The sequence below is a fragment of the Nostoc sp. genome, from assembly GCF_036917395.1.
Classification (GTDB): domain Bacteria; phylum Cyanobacteriota; class Cyanobacteriia; order Cyanobacteriales; family Nostocaceae; genus Nostoc.
On record NZ_JBALDI010000005.1, the window covers coordinates 225,086 to 241,883 of the forward strand.

At 42.6% G+C, this 16,798-nt stretch carries 19 protein-coding genes and 2 pseudogenes; 8 read left to right on the plus strand and 13 right to left on the minus strand.

The window, feature by feature from the left end; all coding sequences use genetic code 11:
- The first annotated feature begins 115 nt into the window (after positions 1–115).
- From V7K46_RS05185 to V7K46_RS05200, 4 genes are all read left to right on the plus strand, one after another.
- Complete coding sequence (locus tag V7K46_RS05185; protein WP_335111541.1) at positions 116–511, plus strand: DUF1830 domain-containing protein; 396 nt, start codon at positions 116–118, stop codon at positions 509–511.
- Between the two features lie 137 nt (positions 512–648).
- Entirely contained in the window at positions 649–1,110 is a 462-nt protein-coding gene (locus V7K46_RS05190) for a DUF4079 domain-containing protein (RefSeq protein ID WP_335111542.1), read from the plus strand.
- Positions 1,111–1,311: 201 nt separating this feature from the next.
- Positions 1,312–1,878, plus strand: coding sequence for a hypothetical protein (locus V7K46_RS05195; RefSeq protein ID WP_335111543.1), 567 nt, complete (start codon positions 1,312–1,314; stop codon positions 1,876–1,878).
- Between the two features lie 158 nt (positions 1,879–2,036).
- Positions 2,037–2,810 (plus strand): ABC transporter ATP-binding protein, encoded by a 774-nt coding sequence (locus tag V7K46_RS05200; protein ID WP_335111544.1) that lies wholly within the window; start codon positions 2,037–2,039, stop codon positions 2,808–2,810.
- A gap of 86 nt (positions 2,811–2,896) precedes the next feature.
- Here V7K46_RS05200 and V7K46_RS05205 read toward each other — a convergent pair whose 3' ends face one another.
- Positions 2,897–3,670, minus strand: coding sequence for a response regulator transcription factor (locus V7K46_RS05205; RefSeq protein WP_335111545.1), 774 nt, complete (start codon positions 3,668–3,670; stop codon positions 2,897–2,899).
- A gap of 584 nt (positions 3,671–4,254) precedes the next feature.
- Between V7K46_RS05205 and V7K46_RS05210 the strand changes: the two genes are divergently transcribed.
- Entirely contained in the window at positions 4,255–4,503 is a 249-nt protein-coding gene (locus tag V7K46_RS05210) for a DUF6761 family protein (protein WP_335111546.1), read from the plus strand.
- Between the two features lie 351 nt (positions 4,504–4,854).
- On the opposite strand, the gene grxD is transcribed toward V7K46_RS05210, so the two are convergent.
- From grxD to V7K46_RS05245, 7 genes are all read right to left on the minus strand, one after another.
- Entirely contained in the window at positions 4,855–5,178 is a 324-nt protein-coding gene (grxD, locus tag V7K46_RS05215; RefSeq protein ID WP_298918833.1) for a Grx4 family monothiol glutaredoxin, read from the minus strand.
- 89 nt (positions 5,179–5,267) lie between these two features.
- Positions 5,268–5,525 carry a BolA family protein gene (locus tag V7K46_RS05220; protein ID WP_335111547.1) on the minus strand — a complete coding sequence of 86 codons (258 nt, stop codon included), beginning with the start codon at positions 5,523–5,525 and terminating at the stop codon, positions 5,268–5,270.
- A gap of 238 nt (positions 5,526–5,763) precedes the next feature.
- A complete protein-coding gene (locus V7K46_RS05225) occupies positions 5,764–6,372 on the minus strand; it encodes a hypothetical protein (RefSeq protein WP_335111548.1) in 609 nt (202 codons plus the stop codon).
- A gap of 798 nt (positions 6,373–7,170) precedes the next feature.
- The gene (locus tag V7K46_RS05230) at positions 7,171–7,926 is read right to left on the minus strand and encodes a lysophospholipid acyltransferase family protein (RefSeq protein WP_335111549.1); all 756 of its coding nucleotides are present in this window, start codon (positions 7,924–7,926) and stop codon (positions 7,171–7,173) included.
- Positions 7,927–8,028: 102 nt separating this feature from the next.
- Entirely contained in the window at positions 8,029–8,526 is a 498-nt protein-coding gene (gene tadA, locus V7K46_RS05235) for a tRNA adenosine(34) deaminase TadA (protein ID WP_335111550.1), read from the minus strand.
- Between the two features lie 159 nt (positions 8,527–8,685).
- Positions 8,686–9,000 carry a glutaredoxin 3 gene (gene grxC, locus V7K46_RS05240; protein WP_334970349.1) on the minus strand — a complete coding sequence of 105 codons (315 nt, stop codon included), beginning with the start codon at positions 8,998–9,000 and terminating at the stop codon, positions 8,686–8,688.
- 56 nt (positions 9,001–9,056) lie between these two features.
- Positions 9,057–9,629: a DUF981 family protein gene (locus tag V7K46_RS05245; protein ID WP_335111551.1), complete on the minus strand. Its 573-nt coding sequence runs from the start codon at positions 9,627–9,629 to the stop codon at positions 9,057–9,059.
- Between the two features lie 352 nt (positions 9,630–9,981).
- Between V7K46_RS05245 and glpX the strand changes: the two genes are divergently transcribed.
- From glpX to V7K46_RS05260, 3 genes and pseudogenes are all read left to right on the plus strand, one after another.
- Entirely contained in the window at positions 9,982–11,019 is a 1,038-nt protein-coding gene (gene glpX / locus V7K46_RS05250) for a class II fructose-bisphosphatase (protein WP_335111565.1), read from the plus strand.
- 240 nt (positions 11,020–11,259) lie between these two features.
- Positions 11,260–12,546: a glutamyl-tRNA reductase gene (locus V7K46_RS05255; RefSeq protein ID WP_335111552.1), complete on the plus strand. Its 1,287-nt coding sequence runs from the start codon at positions 11,260–11,262 to the stop codon at positions 12,544–12,546.
- 48 nt (positions 12,547–12,594) lie between these two features.
- Positions 12,595–12,801 (plus strand): annotated as a pseudogene (locus V7K46_RS05260) (DUF2087 domain-containing protein); the annotation flags it as partial.
- A gap of 14 nt (positions 12,802–12,815) precedes the next feature.
- Here V7K46_RS05260 and V7K46_RS05265 read toward each other — a convergent pair.
- From V7K46_RS05265 to V7K46_RS05285, 5 genes and pseudogenes are all read right to left on the minus strand, one after another.
- Positions 12,816–13,505, minus strand: a complete 690-nt coding sequence (locus tag V7K46_RS05265; RefSeq protein WP_335111553.1) for a Uma2 family endonuclease — start codon at positions 13,503–13,505, stop codon at positions 12,816–12,818.
- Positions 13,506–13,545: 40 nt separating this feature from the next.
- Positions 13,546–13,638, minus strand: a pseudogene (locus tag V7K46_RS05270) (ABC transporter ATP-binding protein); the annotation flags it as partial.
- Positions 13,639–13,667: 29 nt separating this feature from the next.
- A complete protein-coding gene (locus V7K46_RS05275; RefSeq protein WP_335111554.1) occupies positions 13,668–14,243 on the minus strand; it encodes a Uma2 family endonuclease in 576 nt (191 codons plus the stop codon).
- Between the two features lie 182 nt (positions 14,244–14,425).
- Positions 14,426–15,208 carry an ABC transporter ATP-binding protein gene (locus V7K46_RS05280; RefSeq protein ID WP_334724032.1) on the minus strand — a complete coding sequence of 261 codons (783 nt, stop codon included), beginning with the start codon at positions 15,206–15,208 and terminating at the stop codon, positions 14,426–14,428.
- Positions 15,198–16,331, minus strand: a complete 1,134-nt coding sequence (locus tag V7K46_RS05285) for a branched-chain amino acid ABC transporter permease (protein ID WP_335111555.1) — start codon at positions 16,329–16,331, stop codon at positions 15,198–15,200. Before V7K46_RS05285 ends, V7K46_RS05280 begins: the two co-directional genes overlap by 11 nt.
- Between the last annotated feature and the right edge of the window lie 467 nt (positions 16,332–16,798).

Here is a 16,798-nt window from a genome sequence, read left to right on the forward strand (position 1 = left end):
AGAAATTATCTATAAAGAGTTAAGTTGGTAGTCGGAGCTACAACAACTGGGGATCAGGCAATGCTAGGCTTGGCAAGTGTAATGTAAAATTGTGGCGTAAAGCTCCTCAGCAGTTATGGCTCAAATATTAGATCCTCTACCACCTAAGCAATCGGGAAAAATTCTCTGCTGCTACATTAATGCCACGAGCAAAATACAGATAGCTCGCATCTCCAATATTCCTAACTGGTACTTTGAAAGGGTTGTTTTCCCTGGACAACGTTTAGTGTTTGAAGCTCCGCGAAAAGGTCAATTGGAGATTCATACAGGGATGATGGCAAGTGCAATTTTATCTGATAAGATTCCGTGCGATCGCCTGATGCTCGAAGAACCTAGTGCTTATGAGTTTGATACAGACTCATCAGATGGAAAAGACCCTATTAATACCAAACTAATGGTGCAGCAAATTAATACAAAAATTGGAGATACTACAAAACCCTTGCAAATCCTTGGTTTAGCATCGGTTGATTAAAAAAACAATTTTACTTAATTTGAGGGTTGCTAATTTAGCAGCCCTTTTTATTTATTATTTATTGGGCATTGGGGCAGAGGAGAAATACTTACTACAACTTCCCCTCTGCTCCCCAACTCTCAACTACAATCAATCTTATGAATCTGCCTTCATTTCTTTGGTTGTGGAAAATAGCCGCCTGGTCGATGGGGTTGTCCCTGCTGGCATATCTGATGTTAGCAGTCACCGGCGTTTGGATGTTTCGGGCGAGAACTTCGCAGCAATTCCCTTTTATTACCCCATTTATGGGTGGAAATAGAGAGGTGCGATCGCTCCACTATACAATGGGCATCAGCATGGTAAGTTTAGTGCTGCTACTTCTGTTAATTGGTATTGTTGGCACTTGGGGACACTTTGGTTCTTTAGGGCACTCGTCACACTTAGTTGCTGGATTGATAGTGGTAGCATTAGTTTTACTGTCTGCTTTCAGTGCCACGCAAATTAGTGCCAGACGGCCTTGGGCTAGACCCCTACACATCGGCGTAAATATTATCCTATTTGTCGGATTTGCTTGGGTGTCCCTGACTGGTTGGATTGTAGTGCAAAAGTATTTACCCTAAACCGATTTTAAATTTTAGATTAAGAAGTGGCTTGCATGACAATCTATTGAACCATCAGGGCAATTTAAAGAAAGTGTTTCTCTGCAAGCTCTACTGGCATGGAGAAAATAAAAGTATCAACAAGTATTCGTGTTTGTCTGCCTGAATGCTTGCCAGGTTTCCAGTTAGTATGAATTTAAAGCCAATAATCGTGATTGAGCCGTGACAGCAAACTCAGCCAATACCTTAGCTTCTGTTTTTCGTCTGTCTCCTTTGATTCGGATAACGCTACTGAGTCTATATATAGCACTCACAGTTCCATTACCCTTCTTATCGCAGGTAACAGCTGCACCCGTACCCCCAGGATTATTGTGGATAGGGATTAGCATCGGCTTAGTTGCCTTGTATGCTGTAATGACTGAACAAGTAATGGTAGATGACCAGGGAATTCAGGTTACTTACCCCGCTTGGGTGCCTCGCTTTTTTCGTAAAGGCTGGTTTTTACCTTGGTCAGAGGTGAAAGAGTTAAAACCCCGCACCACTGGTCAAGGAGGGCTAGTTTATTACTTCCTCAGCCAGGATGGGAAAGCTTATTTACTACCAATGCGTATAGCCGGATTTGCCCGTTTCGTCCAAATTGTCCAAGCAAAGACAGGCATTGACACCACAGATGTTCGCCCTTTAGCACAGCCGTGGATGTACTTGATTTTACTGGGATTCACACTGCTGCTACTATTGGTCGATGGCTGGGCGATCGCTACAGCCTTAACTACTGCACAATTAACTTAAAATAGGGTATTGGGCATGGGGCACTTGTACTGAGCTTGTCCTGAGCATAGCCGTAAAGCCTGCGGCATAGCTACACTTAGGGCGCAGCCTAAGAAGAGAAGTATTGATTATTTCTCCCTCATCTTCCCCATATCCCCACTCCCTACTCCCCACTCCCCTTGAATACAGCAAAAGCCACACTCAGGCTAGAGCAAGTTAATCTGTTTACAAAGCTGAAAACCCAACTTCCCGGTAATCAGCAGGGATACCCTATATTGCAGGATATATCCTTAGAAGTATTCCAGGGCGATCGCATTGCGATTGTAGGCCCAGTTGGTGCTGGTAAAACTTCGTTACTGCACCTCCTCAACCGCCTAATTGAACCCACGAATGGTAAACTGTATCTAGAAAATCAAGAATATCGCCAAATTCCTGTCATTCAGCTACGCCAGATGCTTGTACTTGTATTGCAAGAATCCAAGCTGTTGGGGATGACAGTTGGGCAAGCTTTGGCTTATCCTTTAGTTTTGCGTGGTTTGCCCAAACAGACAATTCAGCAACGAGTTAATCACTGCATAGAACAATTGCACATTCCCAGTGAATGGTTAGGGCGAACAGAGGTACAACTTTCTGCTGGACAACGACAACTAATAGCGATCGCTCGTGCCTTAGTCATCCAGCCTAAAATATTATTATTAGACGAGCCAACCTCTGCCCTAGATGCTGGTACAGCTTCTCATATAATGCAAGTCTTAACTCAGTTGAGTCAAACTCATCAAACCACGATTCTGATGGTAAATCACCAACTGGAACTAGCCCAAATGTTTTGCACTCGGTTATTACACCTGCAACAAGGTCATTTATTCGCAAATCAAAGAGTCTCTGAGATAAACTGGGTTGAATTGCGAGAAAGCTTAATTAAAGCAAAAGCTCAAGACGATTTTGGATTTTAAATTTTGGATGAGTTAAGAAACAGGAATCAGGAGTCGTTTTCTTGCTTTCCCTCACCCAAATGCCCTGTTTGCCCTGTTTGGCCCATTTACACTTGACTACTACTAAGTGTTGAACGTTGATTACTAAATCTCTCTCTAACTAACTTTGTTGTTTGTGACTGTGAAATATTGATATTCAAAATTTCCATGTTAAAACGGTATCCTACATTGCGGATAGTTTGAATCAAGTTGGGTTGCCGGGGATCAAGTTCAACCTTTTTCCGCAGCGATAAAACGTGAGTATCAATGGTCCGAGGGTTATCGATAGCGTCAGGCCAAGCACGACGCAGCAATTCTGACCTACTCAGAGGCACTCCCCCAGCTTGTGCCAAAACGTACAGCAAACTGAATTCTTGGGGCGTTAAGTCGATGAACTCCCCCTGGAAGCGGACGCGGCGCTGAACTAAATCGATTTGCAAAGTGCCATAATCCAAATAAGCTGGTGCAGTAGGTGTGCGCTTCCGGCGAATCAGTGCCTCTACCCGTGCCAAAAACTCTTGCATCCCAAAAGGTTTGCTCAGATAATCATCTGCACCCGCCTTTAAACCTGCGACGATATCACCTTCAGTATTACGGGCAGATAGCATTAAAATAAGAGGTTGCTGCTGACGATGCAACCAACGACAAAACTCAATGCCGTCACCATCAGGGAGGTCTGCATCCAAGACTACCAGTGTTGGTTGATGGCTTAGAAATACTTCCCTTGCTTGATAAATACTGGCAGCTTGATGCACACGGTATTCCAGTTGTTGCAAGTGCCAACCCAATAACGACCTCAGATGGGGATTCCCCTCAATGATTTCTATACAAACCGAACCCACGGTGGCAAGATTCCTTAGCGTCGATGCCTTTCAAAGTAACAAGCCCATCTCTAAGGTTTTGTAGCCTTTGTTACTTCAATTGCTATTAGCTTTACATTTCCTCATAAAAAGCGTGGCAATATCTTTAATTTATGCCTTGTCAAAAGGCAATTAGAAATATTATTAAATTTTTATTAAGTTTATCAAAAGTGTTATTAAATTTATTAAAAGTTCTTTTAGCTTAATATTCAGCTTTCAGGTGGGTGTAGTGTGGTAAATATCTATAACCCAACTAGCTAGCCGTTACTACAACAGCTTTTTAACTTGATGGTGAAAGGAGATTTTTTCGCAAAAATTTAGTACCCACATCCACGAACATAACACCAATATAATTGGGCTGTTAAGTATGAAAATTAGAAAAATAACTTAGCAGATAACCAGAATCGATGTTTTCTGGAATAGGATTAAAGTAGCTTGTAGCTGCTATGAGGGTACTGCCCAAAGTAGATGTGTTGACTTTGAGTTGATGCCAAAGTGAAATTACAGTTCACATTTGAGCGTGAATCATTTACAATTCTCATTCCAAAGAGATTAATACAGCAGTTATGCTCCAAGACACACAAACCATCCGCTATTACCAAAGACTCACCGACGCCTTCGTCGAGTTATGGAATCGCGGTTATCGCACGGATGATATGCGGATGTATTTGGATGGATATCTAGCCGCACTGCGACATGGCAACATCATTGAACCTTTTCTGATTCATCGCTTAGAAGAGGAAGCCAGCCGCTACTTGTACGATGGCTCAAATTTTGCAGTGCCGCAACCACTGCCACAACGCGATTACTACTAAGTACCATTTACCTGGCCATTGAGAGTAACCGTTAATTACCGCAGATAATTATAGCATATTATCTGTATTCGTCAATGGGCTGCCGTGGTGTGAGATTTTGGAGATATTGTATTGAGAAAACGCATCCCCTCAGCCCTAAACTTGGTCTTGCCAATTCGACTGAGGGGATTTTTGACTAGCCCTAAAATCAATTCCAAGATAGGTCAAGTATTTTTGTGAAAAACCTATTAAAAAACCCTTGAAAGGGGAGAGAAATAGTATCTCCCCTTTCAAGGACATTAAAAACGGCACATTGCCTTGATTGCGAAGCGCAAATTCAGCAGCATACCCTCTGGTTTGCGTAAAGAGATATTACGAGGCTAGTGCTACTTCTACCTTTTCCTGCAATTCCCCTTTTTGGTACAGTTCAATCAAGATGTCAGAACCGCCAAGGAATTCACCATTGATATACACTTGGGGAATTGTCGGCCAGTTAGAGTATTCTTTAATTCCTTGACGGATTTCAGAGTCTGATAGAACATCAACTGTCTCGAAGGGAACTCCCAAGGTATTGAGAATCTGCACAACGTTGTTGGAGAAACCACATTGGGGCATTAACTTGTTTCCCTTCATGAAAACTAAAATCTTGTTCTGTTGTAGCAAGTTATCAATTTTCTCTTTGAGTTCTGGCGTCATGGTATTTGTGTTTCCTATGTTGCATTCAACGATGACGAGTGAGAAGTTAAAAATTCATAACTCCTAACTCCTAATTCCTAACTCTATGTTTACGAAGCTGGTGTTGCTTGCCAAGCTTCGGGAGTGTATGTTTTTACTGCCAAGGCATGAATCGCTTCAGTTGACATAGCTTGCCCCAAAGCACCGTAAACTAACTGGTGCTGTTGCACGAGTCCCTTACCTGCAAAGTGCGATGAAACTACTGTTACCTGATAGTGGTCACCGCCACCAGTCAAGTCTTGCACCTGAACCTGGGCGTCTGCCAGTTCCGCCTTGATCATTGCCTCAACCTGCTGCGGACTAATCATCGCTATTCCTGAAAAAACTTACTTTTCTATTATTAACAGATATAGAGCAAATGCCTGTGCCAAGTTCAGGTTTTGGCAAGGCTGGCGATAAAGGCGTCTCTGAGGTATATTTTTGAGAACGCTGGGTCAAACGGCAGATAATCCTATCCTAGCACTGGGGCGTTCCAAGGTACTGCTCAGGGAGAGAAGGATGTGAAAGATGGGGGAGATGAGGAAAAACAGGCAACGCCAATTTAATTTATTTTTTTGGGGGTGAGGAAGATGAACCACTAGCTTCTCTGGGATAGGGAGAATCTACAAAACCTAATTCAAATAACTGCTTATAGGCTTTCTTGCCTAAATCCCGCGTCGGATTTTGACTTTTAATTATTTGAATCAACAACGGTACAGCTAATTCTGGCTGATTTTGTGCCCGATGTACCAATGCTAGCTGAAAAGTTGCTTCATCTCGCTTTTGGGCTGTTACTAGAGCTTTTTGACGCTGAGAATCAGAAACTCTGTTGTCAATTCCCGAAAAGCTAGAATTTAACTCTTGATAAAAATTAGATAGCTGATTATAAACCTGACGTGCTTCTAGCAGTTTCTTAGCAGCTAAGGGGTAGTTTTGAGCAGAAACGGCTTTTTCTGCCTCTTTCACAAGGCGATCGCCCCCTTCAATGCTCAAAAGGCTGCTATTTTGGGTTATAGGGCGAAGGTTATTGGGATTGTTAGGGTCAATGGGTTGTGGTTGGCTGGTAGTGCCTGGTGACTGTGATACCTGAGCATTCACAGGTGATAGCAGGCTGAGGACTGCTATGACTGATAAAACAGTACGGTGCATCAAGGTAACAGCGGCAGCAGTGTTCATGGGATCAATTAGTGCGACAACTATATAAAAAAGTTATGGAAACTTCGGGTATCTTAACTCTGTTTTGGTCTTGGACAAAGCAAAGACACATCCTAAGTATCTCTGATTTAGGACTGAAAATCGGTTTAATAGAGTTCCCATTAACCTTGTATAGTAATTAACTTAAATCGTCGTAATCAGTGATACCAACAGTGGACTGCGTTAACGTGTTAATTCCTTTGATTTTCCAATCATCGGTTTACTGGCAAGCAGCTTGGGAGTAGTTTCACAAGGCGGTGACGAAGAGTTGATTTTAGAAAAGAATTTAGACTGCTTCAGCATCTGTCTGACTACCGACTTTCCTCGCCAATAATTATCTTAAGTTAACTGCGATATTTGGCACGAGAATCTTCCCAAAGCACTGCTTAAACTAATTCGCGTAGGCGTAGCCCGCCGTAGGCATCGCACCAAACCACTTAAACATGGCGATGTCCTTAGTCCGGGCTTCCCAAAATTTGGTTTTTACCAGTCATGTTTACAAAATCAACTAAAATCCAAAGACTTTCATTTAACTGTCTGACCAAATAGTAAGAATATTTCTCATCAACTAATTCAGTATGCAGACAATTATTAGCTGTTTGCTCAAAAAAATGCCAATTTGGCTGAATATCCCGTCAATAAAAGGTAATCTATATATGTATACATCCTCAAAGGTTGCAAAATACCACTAATCTTTTGTGATTTCTTCAGGATGGATATAGCACTTAGCAATTAGTGCCAAATTCTGAAAACGTACAAGTCTTGGAACTTTTGACTAGATTAAGAATTAGTAATTTCTGCAAATGCGTGATTAATAATTTTTGTTTCTTGATGGCTTAATTGTTGCAGTGCCTTTGCTAAATCAGCCGTCATGTTTTTGGCATCTTGTTTTATACAGCCATTCATGTAATCCGCTACTCTGATTGGAGAGCCAATGTGAATACTCACATCTGTACCCCAATTTGGATAAGGTTGGCTGTAATTAATACCTATAGGTATGATTTTCACTCCCAGCCCGGAATCATTAGATTCAGCACTCAAAGCAAGACGAGCAATTCCCGGCTTCAACTGGTGAACTTGGCCATCACGAAAAATATTACCTTCTGGAAAGATGACCAGGGTTTTTTTCTGTTGAAGTAGCTCAACTCCATGTCGCAGCGTGCGGACTGACGGATGCTTTAAATTTACAGGAAACCCCCCCAAACGTCGGACAAACCAGCCTTGCAAACCTTGACATTCGTCAATAGTCACCATAAACCGCAGGTCTTGTTCTCTCCGACAATCAGCCGTAGCGTAGGGTACAAGTAATGCATCCCAACGCGCCCGATGGGTAGGCGCGAGGATCACAGGCCCAGTTGTAGGGATATTTTTTTGTCCGGTTATTCTAATTTGCCCAAAGAATAATGGTAATAGGCAGTGACGCCCTAATAAATATGCCAGAGGACTTAACCAAGGAGAAACCCTTGAGGTAGTACCAGCCACCTCAGAATTTGCTGGTGGGCGCTGACAGGTATCGGATGAAGAGTAAAATTCCATGATGACGGATGCAGCTGATTGACGGGTAAAAATTTAACGAAAAACTGATTAGTTACACCGTAGATTCTCTTGCGTGAGTTGTGTCCTACTAGATGGACAGTTTTACCTCTGTCCGTAGTTTACCCTACGCCGCCTAGTGGCAAACCAAGCCTGTAATTGCTGACGACAAGCTGACTCTAGAATGCCTCCGATTATTTGGAGACGGTGATTAGAAGCAGCGCTATCGGGTATGTTAATAACTGTACGAATTGCGCCAGTTTTTGTATCGTCTACTCCATATACAAGCAATCCTAGACGTGCTTGCAGAATAGCACCTGCACACATCGGGCAAGGTTCGAGAGTTACGTAGAGAGTGCATTCATTAAGATGCCAATTTTTTAAAGTTATTGCAGCTGTCTTAAGAGCGATAATTTCCGCATGAGCGGTAGGATCTTTGTCGCGCTCTTTTCTGTTTTCTCCTTCTGCCAGCAATTTGCCGGTTGGATCAATGATAACAGCACCGACAGGGATTTCACCTGCATTTCCTGCTGCTTTTGCTAATTCTAGAGCATAACTCATCCATTGTTGATGTATAAGATATTCCGTATACTTAGTTAGCATATTCTGATCAATACGCGATCTGCAACTTAATATTCTGACCTCACTTCCAATCCTCTCGTAAAAGGAGGAGGCACTGCGTTGGGGAGCCAGCGCAGTCTCAAAATCCAAAATTGCCCAACATGGGATCACCAAGGCAACCGTTGAGGGTTAATTTGATTGCTAAATAGCGGACTGGGCTAGAAGGGGATCTAGTTGACTTTGTGTGTCTAGTTGATAGAGGTCATCGCAGCCGCCAATGTGCTGATTATTGATAAAAATTTGCGGTACACTACGGCGTCCGTTAGCGCGTTCTGCCATTTTAGCTCTGGCTGCTTCGTCGCCGTCGATTTTATATTCAGTAAAATTTACACCTTTCCACCACAGCAGCATTTTGGCACGAATGCAGTAAGGACAAGTTTGCCATGTGTAAAGTTCGACGTTGGCTTTGACTCGCTCTGGATGGCGATTTAAGAGAGGATTAAGAAAGTCCAGCATATTTTCTTAAGCAAGATTTTAACTATATCTCTACCCTAGATCATTGCTGGCATTGCCTACCGCCTTGGGGCTGGAACCCACTTTTGAAAACTTTCTAAATGATTCCAGTAAGACAAATATCCAGTCAATGCCCAAATTAGAGCGGCTACTATCAGCACAGCTACGCCAATTAACCGCCAAGTTCGGTTGGTTTTCCAATAGAGAGTTGGGGCTGCAAAAATACCGCCTAATCCAGTTAAAATAAAGCCGATTCCCGATAAAAGCGGTTGTTTTGTCAAATTCAAGTTGAGGATGCGGATACCCACTACGATCGCAACTGCACCAGCAAAGAAGCCGTAGATTGCGATTGTGAATAAATCCCAACCTTGAGCTATGGCGATCGCCGCTGCAATAAACAAGATTCCAAATAAGACACTTGTTTCACCGAAGGCAATATTAAAGCTACCGATTACTGGCCAGGTGAAGCTCATGTGTAAACCAGTTGTTAGTGCGATCGCACCCGTAATTCCAAACCCAGGAATCCACTGTCTTTGATTAGAACTATCTATACCACTATATACATAGTAAGCCAGTAGAAATAACCCAGCTACCATATTGACCAACATTAGTGTGATGTAGTCGATAAACACGATTCACCCCTTAACTAGACAAGCTCTTTACTCTGCGCCTCATTTTTGAGTTTTTAATGAATTTACTAGCTTTTTTCTTTATTATTTTATACCTGAAGAGAGATACAGAAGAAAAAAATGTTTTAGATATACACTGCTACAAATTTGTACCAATTCTTGATTTAGTTAATTTTGAACACGTTTTATACTGGACTAGTATGAGTAAAAAATCAGAGTGTGCTAAATGGTACTTTTCTAACAAGTTAGTAGTAAAACTTAACTTTATTCCACGTGTATCCGCCCTTTGGTAGACTTGAAAACTGAAATAGCAGATGAAACGACGGAAATTCAAGCAGTTGAGAGGGTAGACTCTGTGGAAAATTCACTTGGGCTAGAGATTATTGAAGTAGTAGAGCAAGCCGCGATCGCATCTGCAAAGTGGATGGGTAAAGGCGAAAAAAACATTGCTGACCAAGTAGCTGTGGAAGCTATGCGGGAACGGATGAATAAAATCTATATGCGTGGTCGCATTGTAATTGGGGAAGGCGAACGCGACGACGCGCCCATGCTATACATCGGGGAAGAAGTTGGTATCTGTACCCAACCAAATGCCGAAGCTCTCTGTAACCCTGATGAATTAATTGAAATTGACATCGCCGTTGACCCCTGTGAAGGTACGAACTTGGTAGCTTATGGACAACCTGGTTCGATGGCTGTGTTGGCAATTTCTGAAAAGGGTGGATTATTTGCTGCTCCTGACTTTTACATGAAGAAGTTAGCAGCACCTGCCGCAGCTAAGGGCAAGGTAGACATCAACAAGTCAGCAACAGAAAACCTCAAGATTCTCGCTGAGTGTCTAGATCGCTCTATTGAAGAACTTGTGATCGTGGTGATGAAGCGCGAACGCCACAACGATTTAATTAAAGAAATCCGTGAGGCTGGAGCGAGAGTCGCCCTAATTTCAGATGGTGATGTGGGTGCAGCTATATCTTGTGGTTTTGCTGGAACTAATATCCACGCGCTGATGGGTATCGGTGCGGCTCCTGAAGGTGTAATCTCGGCAGCAGCAATGCGTGCTTTGGGCGGACACTTCCAAGGTCAACTGATTTACGATCCAGCAGTCGTAAAAACAGGTCTGATTGGAGAAAGCAGAGAAGCCAATATCGATCGCTTAAAGTCTATGAATATCAATGACCCTGATAAGGTCTATGATGCTCATGAACTGGCATCCGGTAAAACTGTTCTGTTCGCTGCTAGCGGCATTACCAGTGGTAATCTCATGGAAGGTGTACGTTTCTTCAACGGTGGAGCCAGAACTCAAAGCTTGGTAATTTCTAACCAGTCTAAAACTGCTCGATTTGTTGATACAATTCACATGTTTGGTGAACCGAAAACTCTCCAACTGAACTAATTTTTAGGGAATGGGGAATGGTAAAAGTAGCGGCAAAGCATTTGGAAAGAAATCTTTCTATAAAACGGAAAAATAGTCACCCAAATGCTTTACCCTTACAGTAGTTAGTAGTTAGTAGTTAGTGATTATTTATTGTTTGTTGCTGGGAAAAACTACCAACCAATAAACAAAAATCCCCCATTCCCGATTCTCACTTAATACCTTATTCGCAACTACCAACTAGTAACTACGATTTAGCAAATGAATATAGCAGTGGTGGGGTTAAGCCATAAAACAGCCCCAGTAGAAGTCCGGGAAAAACTGAGCATTCCAGAACCACAAATTGAAAGTGCGATCGCTCATCTGGTCAGCTATCCCCATATTGATGAAGTTGCAATTCTTAGCACTTGTAACCGTTTAGAAATCTACATTGTTACCAATGAAGCAGACCAAGGTATTCGAGAAGTAACTCAGTTTCTTGCGGAACATAGCAAATTGCCCGCGCTTTCTCTGCGACGACACCTGTTTATGCTGCTGCATGGTGATGCAGTAATGCATGTCATGCGAGTAGCGGGTGGTTTAGATAGTCTGGTACTTGGAGAAGGTCAAATTCTGGCTCAGGTGAAGACTACTCACAAACTGGGGCAGCAATATAACGGTATAAAAACCATTTTGAATCGATTATTTAAACAAGCGCTGACAGCTGGTAAGCGGGTTCGCACTGAAACTAGTATTGGTACTGGCGCTGTCTCTATTAGTTCGGCAGCTGTGGAATTAGCGCAGATAAAAGTGGCAAATTTTGCTGCTTGTCGAGTAGTAATTCTGGGTGCTGGTAAAATGTCGCGGCTGCTTGTGCAACACCTACTTTCTAAAGGTGCTGTGCAAATTAGTATTGTAAATCGCTCTCGTGAACGTGCCCAAGAATTAGCGAAGCAGTTCCCTCAACAACCTATCCAAATTCATCCGCTATCGGAAATGATGGCAGTAATTGCCGATAGCGATTTAGTGTTTACAAGTACTTCAGCAACAGAGCCGATACTTGACCGAGCCAAATTGGAAATGGTTTTAGAAGTTCAGCGCTCTCTGATGTTATTTGATATTTCTGTGCCGCGTAATGTTCATGCGGATGTGAATGAACTGGCAAATGTGCAGGCGTTTAATGTGGATGATTTGAAGGCAGTAGTAGCACAAAACTATGAAAGCCGTCGGAAGATTGCACAGGAAGCAGAGCGGCTTTTAGAAGAAGAAGTGGAAGCCTTTGATATTTGGTGGCGTAGTCTAGAAACTGTTACCACTATTAGCTGTCTGCGGAATAAAGTCGAAACCATCCGTGAACAAGAATTAGAAAAAGCTTTGTCGAGATTAGGTTCCGAATTCGCTGAAAAACATCAAGAAGTAATTGAAGCATTAACACGGGGAATTGTCAATAAGATTTTACATGACCCGATGGTACAGTTGCGATCGCAGCAAGATGTTGAAGCTAGACGGCACTGTATGCAAACTCTGCAAATGCTGTTCAACCTGGATGCAGGGGAGCAGTTTAGTTAAACTGAACAACAAAATCCCCGACAACTTTTACGAAGTCGGGGATATTGTCTCAAAGAAATCCCCGCTAGCCGCAAAAAGCGTCTAGTTATTCTCAAGTGGTTAGCAAACCAGTTTGAAGTGGGAGTCAACTACCCTGAACGCCTGGTAAATGACATTCTCAAACGCTACCATCCTGATTGCGCCACCCTACGACGAGAACTGATTGCTTCCCAGTTAATGCAGCGAGAGAATGGGGTTTATTGGCGGACAACATAAATATGAAAGATGTTTCACAATTGTTCTGGGTTAATTCCCCGTTCTTGCAGTCGTGTCAATAAATCTTGATATCGTTGGCGTTCTTCCTCCAGTTGTTGGAGAGCTATTTCTTTGGCTTGACGTTCTTGTGTACGTATTTGGTCAAGCTCAACGGGTGTAAGAAATTTATATCCATCAAGGCGATATATTTCTAGAGTTTGTGGAGTAAGTTCAAAGCGGATTCCCAGACGCGGACTTATCCACCCATGAATCTGGTTAATTTCTTGCAACCAATCTTCTGAGCGCACAAACCCAGCTAATTCATTTCGGTCTGGGTCGTAAATATAATATTCTTCAACTCCATAGCGTTGATAAAACAGGAGTTTCTTTGCCATTTCTTTAGTTGTATTACCAGGAGATAATATTTCAAACACGACCTGTGGCGGAATGTTCTCTTCTTCAAATTGCTTGTAAGAACCCCTATCTACCTTGGGTCTACCAAACACTATCAAAGTATCAGGTGCTTGTTTGATGTTAGGATTGCCTTCAACTGGATACCAAAATAAATCTCCAGCGATGAATACATCTGATTGCGATGCAAATAAAATTTCTAAATTTTCTTTAATAGTTACTATCCAGCGAAATTGCTTGGTATTATCCGCCATTGGTTGTCCGTCGCTTTCGGGGTAGATGACCTCAGATGCGGTGTTGGGAGTGATTACCATAATGCTACGCCTCCACTCTTGAACTTTTTCATAGTTTAGGACGGTTCCAAGTGATAATGCGATCGCAAATATAATCAATTAGTCTAGGATTCACCCCAGCGGCTGATTTATCCAACAAAATTAGCTTGGAATTGTTTAGCGAGTAGCTACCAAAGTTCTTCACTAAATTTGTGTTTCTTCCTCGGTAAAGATTGGAGGCCACAATTCAGTAACGGGCAATTCCCAACCTGGAAAAAGTTCTGGTATCGTTAAAGTATCGCCATTTTCTAAAACTGTCGGTTCGCCTGTAGAGCGATAAATTGTAACTGTCTCTTCATCAGGATCAATCAGAATACCGACGATCGCTCCTAGTTCTATAAATTTTAGAATTTTAGCTGCTATAAGTTTAATTTTATCGCTCTGAGATTTAATTTCTACCACCAAGTCAGGGACAAGTTCTCCAAAGTAACGAGGACTTTCGAGAAGTCGGGAAGCGCGAACAAAGGAAACATCGGGTGCTTTGAGGTTTGTATCTGGCATGATGAAACCGCCTGCAGAATCAAACACTCTTCCCCAGCGACGAGGATTTATCCAAGCAAAGAGAAAGGCGATGAGACGACTACTGATTTCGCTGGATACAATATCTGACGGGCCCATTATTGAAATTTTCCCATTTTCGAGTTCCAGCTGGTAATCTAAACCTGCTTCGGTAAAAGCGGTTTGGACTTGCTCTAAATCTCTGACTGTCATCATTGACATAAAAAGCTTTTTCCACTGAGATATATAACTCGATTTTAACAAGAGCCAAATTTCCGAAGATTTGACACCGTGTGCAATTTTTTCTCAAACTAAAGCCACAACCCGTTTCCTACCAGCGAATCAGGGCAAGAATAAAAGCCTCTCTCTGTGGGATAGCTTTGGAACAGAAGGCCAATTGCAGTCTATTTTCCCAAATAAGCTTCCAGAACTTTTGGATTAGTTTGAATTTCTGCGGGTGTACCATCAGCCAAATTCTGCCCTTCGGCAAGTACCCAAACGCGATCGCACAAGGACATAATCACATCCATATTGTGTTCAATAATCAAAAAGGTCATCCCGTCTTGACGGTTCCAAGTGATAATGCGATCGCAAATATCATCAATCAGTTTCGGATTCACCCCAGCTGCTGGTTCATCCAACAAAATTAATTTGGGATTAGTCATCAATGCCCGTCCCATTTCTAGCAGCTTACGTTGTCCACCGGACAAGCCACCAGCATAATCGTGTGCTTTTTTTGCCAAGCCCACTGATTCTAACAGGAACATTGCCCGCTCTTGGAGTTGCTTTTCTTCCTTCGCGACGATGTGTGGCTGCAACTGCACTAGCCAAAAATTTTCACCTGTTTGTTTTTGAGCCGCCAGCAGCATATTTTCTAACACCGACAACCGCGAGAGAGTTCGTGCAACCTGAAAAGTGCGGATTACTCCCTGCTGGGCGATTTGATATGGTTGCAAATTGTGAATAGGTTCACCGTCAAAAATCACTCGTCCCTTATCAGGGCGGATGAAGTTCGAGAGTAAGTTAAATAAGGTGGTTTTACCAGCACCATTGGGGCCAATCAAGCCGGTAATGCTGCCTTTGGCAACTTCGATTTTCGCCTCATTAACTGCTTTAATACCACCAAAGCTTTTAGAAAGTCCAGTGGCTACCAAAAGGGGAAGTGAGGATGACTGGTTATTTACCAAGAGTGAGTTCCTCCTTTTTCCCTAAGATACCTTGAGGTCGCCAAATCATCAACACCATCAAAATTAGTCCGATTACCATGATCCGAAATGCACCCAAACGGGCTTCATCAAGGGGAAAGATTCTGGGTAATACTTCTCGCGTCAGCGCATCGTAAGTAAAGAAAATTACCGCCCCTAAGATTGTGCCAACATTATTCCCAGAACCACCTAAAATCACCATGATCCAAGTGTCAAAGGTAATCTGCGGTTGGAAATTATCAGGGTAAATCGCGCCCAGTTGCCAAGCGAAAAAAGCACCAGCGATACCCGCGATCGCACCTCCAAGCATGAGAGATTGTAATTTATACCAAAAGACATTTTTTCCCAGCGCCTTGGGAATTTCTTCATCTTCACGGATGGCTTTGAGAATTCTACCCCAAGGCGATCGCACCAAAATTTCTAACCGCCAGTATACAAATGCTAAAACCAACAGCAGCACCAGCATTAAACCTGCTTTTGGGTTGTAATTATACAGTCCGATCACCCCAGAAATATAGATTGCTGCTGCCAAAATTGCTAATACAATTCCCACACCCAAGCGCGACGCAAATTCTTCCTTACTAGTCATCCTTTGGGCTAAATCAGTAGTCCGAGACATCTGGGTGATGCGAATCCACCGCCATAACGTAAAGAAAGTTACAGCAGCCAGTAGCGTCAACAACCCAATCATCACAAATCTGACAAACAAATTCGGCTCAGTGGATAAGGGTATGCGATAACTTTGCACACCAAACGCCCCAGAAATCCAGGTGTCACCCACAGGTAAATCCTGATTATTCACCACCAGACGAATTAGTTCGCCTGTACCGATAGTGACAATTGCTAGATAATCTTCCCGCAAGCGTAGAGTTGCAAAACCAATTACTAAACCCAGCAAGGCGGCGACAATTGTCCCAGCTACTGCCGATATTAGTAGGGGGACGCCCTTCAAGCTTAACAATATGGTTGTATATGCTCCCAGAGTCATGAAAGCAATATGACCAAAGTTAATTAGCCCGGTAAAGCCCCATTGCAAATTGAGTCCTAGTGCGAATAAAGCGAAAAGTGCTGTAGAAATTGCTAAGAAAATAAGATATTCAACCATGTTTAAAAGTGGGGAGGTGGCAATTAGGAATTTCTAACAAATAAATTATCCAATCTTCACGAGTTGGGCATCTAACACCTGCTCAATCTCCCGCCAAGAAATAAATTTCACACGCTTTTAGCTTAAGTCCACTAAAGTAGACTGCCATCGATACCAGCCATTAATCGAGTTTAGTCCTCTTGAGAGGACTTAAGCTATTAGCCATAGGTTTCTAACCTATGGTGGTTTTTGCGACTGGTGTAATATCTCACTTAAAAGTCAAAAGTCGAGAATCAGGAGACAAAAGTTAGAAGTCAAGGCTTAAGGTTCAGGTTCAAAGGCTTAAGGTTCAGGTTCAAAGGCTTAAGGTTAAGGTTCAAAGGCTTAAGGTTCAGGTTCAAAGGCTTAAGGTTCAGGTTCAAAGGCTTAAGGTTCAGGTTCAAAGGCTTAAGGTTCAGGTTCAAAGGCTTAAGGTTCAGGTTCAAAGG